The sequence below is a fragment of the Suttonella ornithocola genome (assembly GCF_001889065.1).
GTDB classification, from domain to species: domain Bacteria; phylum Pseudomonadota; class Gammaproteobacteria; order Cardiobacteriales; family Cardiobacteriaceae; genus Suttonella_A; species Suttonella_A ornithocola.
In genome coordinates, this window is record NZ_LWHB01000085.1 from 1 (window position 1) to 11,667 (window position 11,667).

General features: G+C 39.6%; 10 protein-coding genes. 6 read left to right on the forward strand and 4 right to left on the reverse strand.

Annotation, left to right across the window (positions count from 1 at the left end):
* The 4 genes from A5N85_RS07055 to A5N85_RS07070 form a co-directional block, all read right to left on the reverse strand.
* Nucleotides 1-574 (reverse strand): ABC transporter permease subunit (locus A5N85_RS07055; protein WP_072576603.1); only part of this gene is annotated, 574 nt, incomplete at its 3' end.
* Nucleotides 571-1,311 carry an ABC transporter permease gene (locus tag A5N85_RS07060; RefSeq protein WP_072576604.1) on the reverse strand — a complete coding sequence of 247 codons (741 nt, stop codon included), beginning with the start codon at nt 1,309-1,311 and terminating at the stop codon, nt 571-573. The genes A5N85_RS07055 and A5N85_RS07060, both read right to left, overlap by 4 nt.
* On the reverse strand, nt 1,311-2,081 hold the full coding sequence (locus A5N85_RS07065) for a transporter substrate-binding domain-containing protein (protein WP_072576605.1): 771 nt from the start codon (nt 2,079-2,081) through the stop codon (nt 1,311-1,313). Before A5N85_RS07065 ends, A5N85_RS07060 begins: the two co-directional genes overlap by 1 nt.
* A 10-nt stretch (nt 2,082-2,091) precedes the next feature.
* A complete protein-coding gene (locus tag A5N85_RS07070) occupies nt 2,092-2,868 on the reverse strand; it encodes an ABC transporter ATP-binding protein (protein WP_072576606.1) in 777 nt (258 codons plus the stop codon).
* A 174-nt stretch (nt 2,869-3,042) separates the two neighbouring features.
* On the opposite strand from A5N85_RS07070, the gene dapE reads away from it, so the two are divergent.
* From dapE to A5N85_RS07100, 6 genes are all read left to right on the forward strand, one after another.
* On the forward strand, nt 3,043-4,200 hold the full coding sequence (gene dapE, locus A5N85_RS07075; protein WP_072576607.1) for a succinyl-diaminopimelate desuccinylase: 1,158 nt from the start codon (nt 3,043-3,045) through the stop codon (nt 4,198-4,200).
* On the forward strand, nt 4,187-4,516 hold the full coding sequence (locus A5N85_RS07080; RefSeq protein WP_084601686.1) for a GlpM family protein: 330 nt from the start codon (nt 4,187-4,189) through the stop codon (nt 4,514-4,516). Before dapE ends, A5N85_RS07080 begins: the two co-directional genes overlap by 14 nt.
* A 395-nt stretch (nt 4,517-4,911) precedes the next feature.
* Complete coding sequence (nhaC, locus tag A5N85_RS07085; RefSeq protein ID WP_072576612.1) at nt 4,912-6,501, forward strand: Na+/H+ antiporter NhaC; 1,590 nt, start codon at nt 4,912-4,914, stop codon at nt 6,499-6,501.
* Nucleotides 6,502-6,608: 107 nt separating this feature from the next.
* The gene (gene glnE, locus A5N85_RS07090) at nt 6,609-9,410 is read left to right on the forward strand and encodes a bifunctional [glutamate--ammonia ligase]-adenylyl-L-tyrosine phosphorylase/[glutamate--ammonia-ligase] adenylyltransferase (RefSeq protein ID WP_072576609.1); all 2,802 of its coding nucleotides are present in this window, start codon (nt 6,609-6,611) and stop codon (nt 9,408-9,410) included.
* A gap of 266 nt (nt 9,411-9,676) precedes the next feature.
* Nucleotides 9,677-11,101, forward strand: a complete 1,425-nt coding sequence (locus tag A5N85_RS07095; RefSeq protein ID WP_072576610.1) for a hypothetical protein — start codon at nt 9,677-9,679, stop codon at nt 11,099-11,101.
* A gap of 220 nt (nt 11,102-11,321) precedes the next feature.
* On the forward strand, nt 11,322-11,667 hold a 346-nt coding region (locus tag A5N85_RS07100; RefSeq protein WP_072576611.1), incomplete at its 3' end, for an IS630 transposase-related protein.

An 11,667-nucleotide genomic window follows, 5' to 3' on the forward strand; every position in this document is an offset into this window, starting at 1 on the left:
GAGTAATATCCATTACTGCAATGGTTGAGAGAATAGCAGAACCATGAAGCATGAAAATAACCTCATTGGCATAAGCTGGCAAAGCTCGGCGCACAGCGCTCGGGAAAGTAATACGAATAAAAATTTGCTTAGAAGACATTCCAAAAGCTTTTGCTGCTTCAATTTCACCTGCTGGAGTCGTTTCAATTGCGCCACGCACAATTTCAGAGGTATAAGCTGCGGTATTTAGCGCAAAAGTTAAAATTGCCCAAAAGGCTTTATCCTTAAGTAAAAAATCAATAAATTGTGGCAAGCTAGGAATCTCACTTAACCATAAACCCAGTGCAAAATAGATTAAATATAATTGGATAAGCATAGGCGTTCCGCGGAAAATATAGCTAAATATCAAGGCGGGGACACGAAATATTAATGGTGCGCGAGAAGCCATTAACACCCCTAAACCTATCGCCATTATCAAACCAATAATCAAAGAAGTAGGTACAATCCAAAGCGTAGTTGCAATGCCGTGTAAAAAGTCATTGCCATAAGTGGAAATAAAACGAACGATATATTCCCATAAACTTTCTTCTTTCACGAACGCACTCCTTCAAAGCCTCTTGAATAGCGTTTTCTTAATGCAAAAACAACCATTAAAGAAATCGTTGTTAACATTAAATATCCCATTGCGCCAATCATGTACATGCCTAACCTAAGCGCAAAATCTGATTTAATCACAGGATTAGAAGTAGCTGCTTCTTTAACAACTTTCGTTAGATCATCTACTTGTACTAATGAAACTAATGCCGTAGTTTTCATCAAGACAAGCCAGTTATTTGAAATACCGGGAAGTGCATAACGCAACATTTGCGGTAAAGTAATTCGACGTAACATTTGAAAGCGAGATAAACCATAAGCTTGAGCCGCTTCAATCTGTCCTTTAGGAATGGCTAAATACGCACCACGAAACGTTTCTGCCATATAAGCACCGAACATCACCCCGATCGTAATCGTGGCAATTGTAAAATTATTGAGCGATAAACTTCCCAAGCCTAATGCCTGTCCCCATTCAGTCTTACGAATAATGAGCAGCAGTTTTTGCAATCCATAAAAAAAGAGAAAAAGCTGTACTAAATCTGGAATTCCTCTCAAAATCGTTGTGTAAACTGTTGCAAAAATATTGAGCCAACGTTTATGTGAAAGTTTTGCGCCACAGACTAATAAGCCAATAATAAAAGCTAAAATCAGCCCGAGCAAGGAAAGCTCGAGCGTGACTTTTACGCCTTCTATTAAGCGATCTTGATAGCGCCATAAAATTGCATATTTATCATCCATCAATCGTCAATACCATAAATATCGTAATTAAAGTATTTATCGTTAACTTTTTTATATTCGCCATTTTTACGAATCGCTTTGATAGCAGCATTGAAAGCATCGCGCAATTCAGGATCACTTTTACGCACAGCAATAGCGATACCATCGCCTAAATATTGCTTATCTTTTACTTCATCACCCACAGCTTCAAAATCTTTACCGCTATCTCTATCAAGGAAACCGTCTTTCATCACAATCTTATCGGCAAGCAATACATCAACTACGCCTTTTTGCGCATCTAAATTGGCATCATCTTGAGAAGTATAGCGGTCTATTTTGGCAATTTTTCCATATTTTTGTGTTGCGTAATCGTCCCAAATACTTGATGCTAATACGCCAATTGTTTTACCTTTTAAACCCTCATCAGAAATTTCTATATTGCTACCTTTTTTACGCACAAACAATCCCGGATTGCTATAGTAAGGTTCTGTGAAATCAACGACTTTCTGACGCTCATCATTTGCATTCATTGAAGCAATCAAAGCATCAACTTGCTCATTATTTAATGCTGGAATTAAACCATCCCAATCAACCTGTTTAAACTCGCATTTACGTTTCATTTCTGCGCATAGCGCCTTTGCGATATCAATATCAAAGCCTACCATTTCACCGTTAGCATTCATCTCTGCAAATGGAGGGTAAGTCCCGTCAGTAGAAATAATCAGTGGTTTCTCAGCAAACGCTGGAAATGCGCAAGCTGTTAATAAAGCTGATAGTAATAATTTTTTCATATGTCCTCACTTACCCTTTCAGGCTATTAGATAAAAATTGACGTACACGCTCAGAATCACTGTGATAAAACACCTTCTCTGGCGTCCCCTCTTCTTCAATTTGCCCTTGATGTAAAAACATCACGTGATTACTCACTTCACGAGCAAATCCCATTTCATGGGTAACTACAATCATGGTGCGTCCTTCGGCTGCTAAATCTTGCATAACATGCAATACATCGCCCACTAATTCAGGATCTAAAGCAGAAGTTGGCTCATCAAATAATAGCGCATCTGGTTCCATCACAAGCGCGCGCGCAATCGCCACTCGTTGCTGCTGTCCACCCGAAAGTTGGGATGGATAATAATCTCGGCGCTCATAAAGACCTACTTTATGTAATAACGAAGAAGCTCTTTCAATGGCTTGAGATTTAGGAAGCTTTAAAACCTGAACGGGCGCTTCTATTAAATTTTGCATAACCGTCATATGCGACCACAAATTAAAACTTTGGAAAACCATCGTTAATTTTGCACGGACGCTTTGTATTTGACGATGAGAAACAGGCAATCGCTCGCCACGTTTTCCCGTTTTAATTTGAACATCTTCTCCTGCAACAATAATTTCTCCCGCGTCTGGCATTTCGAGAAAATTTAAGCAACGCAAAAACGTACTTTTTCCAGAGCCAGAAGAACCCAAAATTGAAATAACATCTCCTTTATGAGCCGTTAGAGAAACGCCTTTTAAAACATCTTGGCTTCCAAAGGATTTGTGAATATTACGCGCTTCTAACGCGGCTGGTTCAGACACAATTTACCCATATAAAAAATAAAACAATCATTGTATAGTCAAATCCATTAAAACTAAACCTATTCAATCGACACCTCTCTTTTAATTTATTTTTATTGGAAAATCTTAACTCTCTCTAATTTAAATACCGCTTTCGTTATAATATTGCTTGATACGACAAAAGAATTTATCTCTATGGAAAATGCTACTTTCAACCTTCTCAAAACATTGCTTACTCACGCCTCTGTTTCGCCAAATGATGCTGGCTGTATGGAAGAGATTTGTCATCTTTTTTCTGATACCAATGCAAATATCAGATATCTTGATAAAAATCAGACTAAGAATTTATTGATTAGTCACGGTAGTGCTTCGCCCCATATTGTTTTTGTGGGACATACGGATGTTGTGCCAGCTGGAGATGAAAGCGACTGGCAATCTCCCCCTTTTACACCAACCATTCGAGACGGTAAGCTTTATGCTCGTGGGGCTGCTGATATGAAAAGTGGTGTTGCAGCGATGACCATTGCCATGCGCAGGCTCATCCTTGAGTATCCGAATCATATTGGAACACTATCACTATTGCTAACCTCAGATGAAGAAGCAGATGCTTCTGATGGTATTCAAGCGGTTTTACCACAATTAACCAATGAAAATATTCATTTTGATTATGCTATTGTTGGAGAACCAACAGCGAATCATCAACTAGGCGATACTGCGCGCAATGGCAGACGAGGTTCTCTCAATCTCAAACTGACTGTACAAGGAAGGCAAGGACATGTCGCCTATCCTGAACAAATTAAAAACCCTATCCATGGATTAGGGGAAATTATCGCAGCAATATCCGCTATTCAATGGGATACTGGCAATCAATTTTTCCCGCCAACCAGTTGTCAATTCTCCAATATCAGTGGCGGAACAGGTGCTGAAAATGTAATACCAGAGCGTGTACAAGCCATGGTTAATTGGCGTTATAACACTGAGCAAACAGAAAACGAGATTAAAACGCGTATCGAAACACTTGTTCAAACCATTTGTGAACAACGAGATTTACATCCAACATTTCAATGGCGTCTTTCTGGCGAACCTTTTGCCACAGAAAATAAAATACTCATGCAAGCACTTGCTAGTGCTAGCGAAAAACATACGCATCAAAAACTTATATTCAATACGGCTGGTGGTACTTCTGATGCACGATTTATGGCGAAATATGGTGCCGACACTGTCGAGTACGGCGTATGCAATGCTAGTATTCATAAAATAGATGAACACGTTGAAGTCGCAGATTTAGCGCCACTTACCGCTGTTTATCGCGATACCATCATCAATCTTTGGCAAAATCATGTTAATCATTAAAGCTTTTATTGGCGCACTTGCTGTTATTCTGATTCAAATATTTGCACAAAGCAGATATTACTATTTAGCGGCACTCGTGCCGCTCTTTCCTACCTTTGCATTGATTAGTCATGTAATTTTAGGCACCATGCGAACACCTGCCGAATTCAAAGCAGCGCTACTTTTCTCAAGCTTTTCTTTAATCCCTTATCTAGGCTACATTTTGGCAGTATATTTTAGTATTGATCGTTTTTCTCTATGGATAAGTTTGCTTATCGGATTGATTGTTTGGGTTATTTTATCCGCAGTACTGATATATTTATGGCAGCTTTGGTAATAAAAGCTTTTATTACTATTTATACATTTTTATAAAAATTATTCTTTTCAGCCTGTTATCAACTATTTTTCTCGCAAATAGCTCATCTATTTTTCTAAAAATTAACCAAAGATGAATTTTTGGTTAGGTCTGTATGTTAACCTTACTAGGCTTTCATAAGCATATTTCATTTCTAAAAATCTATTTTTGAATGCATTTTATCAAAATAACTTCTCTGTTATAGTGCGATCAGCTAAAAAACAAAACATCCTATAGCCCTTATCTAGCCATTCTGGCGGTAGATAACGTTCTGTTTTTTAGCTGATTTGACTATAACGATTGAATAAACAAGAAAGTACTTTGATAAAACGCATTTTCAAATCATGACTTATTTGATAAATAAACAAGCAGGTTATATGAGCAAACAATCTTTTGTTGATCAATCAGACTTAGAGGAAGAACTCTCTCTTGGGCAGACTCACCCTAAAGAGCAACTTCCACCGCTTTGGCTAGCGATGACGCCTATTGTGCTCACACTCGCCGTTCTCGCCATCCAATTATTTTATTTCGATAATTTTGCGCCTCACGTACCACTCGCATGTGGAATAGCATTTACAGGCTTAATGGGACTCTATATTGGAATCCCTTGGCATAAAACACGGAAAGGCGCTTTCCATGTTATTCATGTCTCTATGCCCTCTCTTTCCGTTTTGATTGTGGTAGGAATGATTATTGGGGTATGGATTGCTTCTGGGACGGTACCCGCACTGATTTATTATGGACTAAATCTGATTCACCCTAAATTTTTTCTAGCGGCGGCAATGCTCGTCTGTGCGATCATTTCCGTTTCTTTAGGAACCAGTTGGGGAACCGTTGGTACCGTAGGTTTAGCACTAATGGGTATCGGTCATGGTTTTGGTATTCCAATGTATTGGACAGCTGGTGCTGTGGTTTCAGGGGCATTCTTTGGAGATAAAATCTCACCTTTATCAGATACCACCAACTTAGCCCCCGCCGTAACTAGAACAACTGTGTTTGCGCATATTAAAAACATGCTGCCAACCACTATTCCATCTATGCTAATCGCGCTTGCTATCTACTTAATCATGGGCGCACGCCTTGTTCATGAAGGCGATGTATCTCTTCAATCTATTGAAGCCATATCTAATGCATTAAATGAGCATTTCAATATCTCTGTTATCACTTTACTACCGCCTATCGTTGTACTTGTGCTTGCATTACTCAAGCAACCACCTTTACCTGCACTTTTCTTAGGTGTAGTAGTTGGCGCTATTGTTGGCTTATTCACGCAAGATGGCGAAACCATTAAAGCCATGTTTGTTTATGCCCAAGATGGTTATTCCATTCAAACAGGCGTCGCTGATATTGATACCTTGCTCAATAAAGGCGGAATACAGTCAATGATGTGGACGATCTCTCTAATGCTACTTGCACTAGGATTTGGTGGCGCGCTAGAGCGCACTGGCTGCTTAGAAGCCATGATTAACGTGATTATCAGCAAAATTAAAAGCTTTGGTGCGGTTCAAGCCTCTGCCATTAGCACGGCTTTTCTCACCAACGTTATTGCTGGAGACCCTTACATTTCTATCGCCTTACCGGGAAGAATGTATGCCCCTCTCTATCGCGGCATTGGCTATTCCACGCTTAATTTATCTCGCGGTTTAGAAGAAGGCGGTACTTTGCTAAGTCCACTTATTCCTTGGAATGCAGGTGGTGCCTTCTGTATTACCGCTTTAGGGCTTGGTATTATTGATGGAACAAATATGGAAAATTTACTCTATATTCCATTGGCCTTTGCTTGTTGGTTAGCGCCTGTTTTAGGAATCATTTACGGCTTTAGTGGCTGGTTCTCTCCCAAAGCAACAGATGCAGAACGAAAAGACTGGATTGCTCAAGATGAAGATATTAAAGACATGGGCGATCATGATTTAGCCGATGAAAAAATGGCAGAAATTGCGCAACAACAAGACCAACCTTCTTCCTAACGTTAGATAAGAAAACGTGTTAACTCTAAAAATAAAGTCCGCTACATAGTGTGAGCGGACTTTTCTACATTACAATAAGCAATACTAAAAACTCATAAGGAAAATCAATGGAACTATCTCATCGTCTTGAACAATGGAAACAAGATTCCGCTAATTATCCATGGGCAAATCGAGAAGATATTCTCCACCTTATCCAAGCTAGTGCCTATGCTGCTCGACAATTACTCAAACAACCACAAGCCATCCTAGAAATTATTGCGCAAAAGCCTCATTGGGAAATTTTCGATTTCCAAGCAGCGGTACAAAGCATTTTAGAAAGTGAAAACGAGGCACAACTCATGCAAGAATTGCGGCTCGCCAAACACCGCTATCAAACAGCACTTATTCATGCCGTTGTGACACAATCCCTTGATGAGCCAAGTTTTCTTACTGCTATTAGCCAATTAGCCGCGGCTTTATTAGAAATTGCGCACCAATGGCACTATCAAAAATTAACCGAACGCTACGGCACACCCTTAGATGAGCAGCATAATCCCCTTACACTAACGATTTTAGGCATGGGAAAATTTGGTGGTGGAGAACTCAACTTTTCCTCAGATATTGACCTAATCTTTGCCTATCGCAACAATGGCGATACTCATGTCAGCGGTAAACAAAAATCTCAAGACCATGAAGTTTTTTTCCGAAAACTCGCACAAAAAATTATCAACACCGTTGACCAAGTAACAGAAGACGGCTTTTTATATCGAGTAGATATGCGATTACGCCCTTTCGGGCAAACGGGACCACTGGCCTTAAGTTACAGCGCTCTTGAGACCTACTATCAAGTTCATGGTAGAGACTGGGAACGCTATGCCATGATGAAAGCCCGTCCTATTGCTGGAGATATCATTGGTGGACAACAGCTACTTTCAGATTTAAGACCTTTTATGTATCGTCGCTATCTGGACTATCCAGCACTTTCCTCTATTGCTGAAATGAAGCAAAGTATCAACCGCCAAATTCGGGAAAACGGTATGGAAACCCACATCAAACTAGGACGTGGCGGTATTCGAGAGGCAGAATTTTCCGTTCAAGCAATGCAGCTTGTTTACGGTGGACAATATCCCAAACTTCAAAACCCTAACTTTCTCAGCATATTAAATGACCTATCTACATTAGATTTTTGGGACGCCAATGAAACCGAAAAACTCAGAAATGCCTATTTATTACTTAGAAAAGTGGAAAACGCCTTACAATTTGACAGAGAACAACAAACCCACCGTTTACCAGATACCGACGCAGACTGGCAACGGCTTACGCTAGCCGTCAACTATCCCAATATCGAACGTTTACAAACCGACTTAAACGCAGCTAGAGAAATTATTCATCGTCGTTTTCGTAGTATTTTTGCCAATTTAAATGACGCTAACCCTGAACAAAATGATAGCGCACTGACCCATCTTAACTGGCAACAACCAGACATTGATGACACAACACAAATTCTAGAAACACTTGGCTACTCCCCTGAAGAGAGCCATACCATTGCGACAAGCCTTTATCAATTTTCACAAACCCTTAGCTGGCAACGTTTACCTGCTAAAACCATAGAGCGCTTAGAAAGACTCCTTCCTACCCTATTTGACATTGCTGCTAGAGATCACTTCCCTCCCTTTGCCATTGAAGGATTGTTACATCTGATTCGTGAAGTCAGTGGCAGAAGCGTATATATCAACATGATGACAGACGAACCCAAACTGATTCGTCATCTTCTTGCCATAGCTAGAGATAGCCGTTGGTTAATGCAATTTATCCAAGCTCATCCACTGGTTTTAGACGACATTCTCAGCGAACGAGAACGTATCACTGACTCCGAACAGCTTGCAACAGACCTCTCCGCAAGACTCAAAGACCTAGAAGATGAAGATTGGCTAAATGCTCTACGAGACTTTAAACACGCACAAGTTTTTAAAATTGCTTGGGCTGAAGTCCATGGCAACCTACCTTTAATGCAAGTTAGCGATAACCTCACGCATATTGCCGAACTCATATTAGAAAAAGCCTACCAACATGCGTGGAATCATCTAATGAAACGTCATGGTCAGCCACGCTGTGCCAATGGGAATATAGCAACTTTTGCCATTATTGGTTATGGCAAACTTGGTGGATTAGAAATGGGCTATAGCTCTGATTTAGACCTTGTTTTCCTATACGATGATGAACGAAGCCAAGGGCAAACCGATGGAGATAAACCCATCGCTAACCAATTATTCTTTGCGCGATTGGTTCAGAGAATTTCTAGCATTCTCAGCATATCCTCTACCAGTGGCGTATTGTATGAACTTGATACACGATTACGTCCTGGGGGAAAAAGTGGTTTACCCGCAGCCAGTATCGAAGCATTTGCAGACTATCAATATCAACAAGCTTGGATATGGGAACATCAAGCATTAACCCGTGCACGCGCCATTTGCGGCGATAAAAAACTCTGTGAACAATTCAAACACCTGCGCCAACAAATTCTTTCTCAAGCACCCAAATCTGATTTACGAGAAGCCGTCCTCAATATGCGCCAAAAAATGCTAGATAACGAACCAGCGCTAGCGAGTAATCAATTTCATCTCAAAAAATCTCGCGGTGGACTAATAGATATCGAATTTATTGTCCAATACCTCCTACTTGCCAACGCCCACGAAGAACCCATTTTATTACGCATGAGCGATAATATACGCCAGCTAGCAGCTTTAGAAGCCACTGGCATCCTAAGTTCGGGCGAAGCCATGACACTAAGAGACACCTATCGTAAACTTCGACATAACGCTCACCGCTGCTTCTTGAATCAGCAAAGCCATAAACGCCCAGCAGAAGAATGGCAACAAATACGCACTCGCATTATCAAAATATGGAACAACATATTTAATATTCACTAGTGATAAAAAGCTTAAAACATCTGTGAATAATAAAGAAAACTATTGCTAATCTCTGTAAAAAGAGACCAATTAACGATATGATATTTCCTATCAAAACAAGAAAATTTGATAAAAGTGATTACGTCGTTAGGCGGAGTTCCTAACACTCAATCAACTAAATTTTCTTTCACGTTAGTCTTTTTATAGGTAAAAGTTTATAAACACCCTAAGACTTTTTAACCTAGTTTGAATAGACTATTCAATTGCCCGGATGTCAAGGAGAAAAGATGTCTACTCATATCAACAATACCCTATCTTTCCAGCTAGGAATGCTGACATATCAAAACAAACAAGCACAACTACATACCATTAGAGCACCATTACTTTTACGCTTACTGCTTTCTGCTTCAAAAATAGGTGGAAGCGTTTCATTAGAACAATGGCAAGCTGCAATCCATCGAGAAACTACTAACGACACCATACTAGAACGTAGCCAAATTTTGCGAGTTATCCAAGATATTGAGCAAACTTTTAAAAAACTAGAAATACCTATTACCATAGAATATGCACCAAGACATCGTAGCTCCGGACCATGGACACTAAAATTCACCTCTAATACAATTACTCTTGATACACACAGAGAGCAACCATTATTCTTACAAAGAATTATCTTTAACCCCTCTGATAGCACCGACCCTCAATGGTTTAAGCAACTGTCTAATATCATACTTATCCTACTCAATAGTGATGCACTATACATGCAAAATCTGCCTTACGAAGCAGCCGAAATACTTATCTCTGCAGACAAGCTTTCTCTTACTCCGGATATGCAAGGACTATTATTACTCAGACACGCTAAAGCCTTAAAAGCGGCTGGAGATTTTTTTGCTGCTAAAGAAATAACCGAAAGCATCATCCAAAACAAACTATTTACACCAGCATCTGCCATTGGGAGCTATGCTCGGTTTTACTTAGCCAGAATAGACTATGACAGCGCACCAAGATTACACTATGCTGCACTTTTAGAAAGCTGCCCACCACCTCCTGCCTATCCCCATGCAAACTATACAACCCTCATGCACTGGCATAACCTTCAAGCTCTACTGCTCAGAAGAAAAATAGAAAACCAGACACATCCAGACATAGAAAATTTCCGACAAGCCCTCTACCATATTGAAGAAGCACTATATTTAGCATTTTGGTCATCAAATCTAAATGAAGCGCAAAATTACATCATCAACCTAGCTTTCTTATTTCAACGAATGCTCAAATATGGTTGGTCAAATATTGAAAATATCCTAACCTGCTATCAAATCTCTCTCGCCTTTTCAGATAAATGCGGTTGTGGAGAACGCTCTATTTTAGACCGCATCTTTTTTGCCCAATTTTATTGGGAAAATGAAGCGGAAATACTAAGCTGCACCGTGAGCCGCACTTTTTTATCTGATGAGCTAAATCCTACAAAAGAAGAATTTTATACAAACGCTTTAAACATTCTTAGAAACAATGATGATTATCGGCAAAAAATCGACATTTATCTACTCTATGCAAAATATGCTCAAAAATATCTAAAGCACAAACAAAAATATCCTATTATTCAAACCGCCATTCAATTACTAGAAACCGACGAACTTTATTCTGAAAACAGCGATTTTGACCATAAAGAGGAAATTAAAAAACTAAAAGCTATGCTCAGCAAAGCCTTCTGCTAAAAAACTAGGTAGTGGTTTGAAAAGTATGCTGGGTTAAGAAATAAAAAAGACAACTTGGAAAAAGATGATAATTTGGAGTTATGAAAACACAAATTACAATCAGCTACCCAAGTTGCCTAAGTCTCAGTATATAGTCAAATCACTTATAATCCAATCTATCCAAAGCAGATATAAAGAACAACTTGTAGTAGAATTATCAAAAACAAACTGAGCATATCCTATGACCTACTGTCGCCAATTCCGACAGAAAATTCTTAACGATATTGCTAATGGAGAAACTTGGCGCGCTGTTGCAAAGCGCTACAAGATCAGCAAATTCACCGTCTATAGCTGGATTAAAAATCCCCATCCTAAAGGCTTTACTGAGCGTAAGCCCTCAAAGATTGATGATGAAGCCTTGCTTAAGGATATTGAGCAGTATCCTGATGATTACCAATGGGAAAGCGCTAGACGTTTTAATTGCTCGCAATCAGCGATTTGTTATGCTCTAAAGCGACTAAAGATAACGCATAAAAAAAGATTAACCAACATCCAAAAGCCGACACAGAGAAAAGAGAGCACTTTCA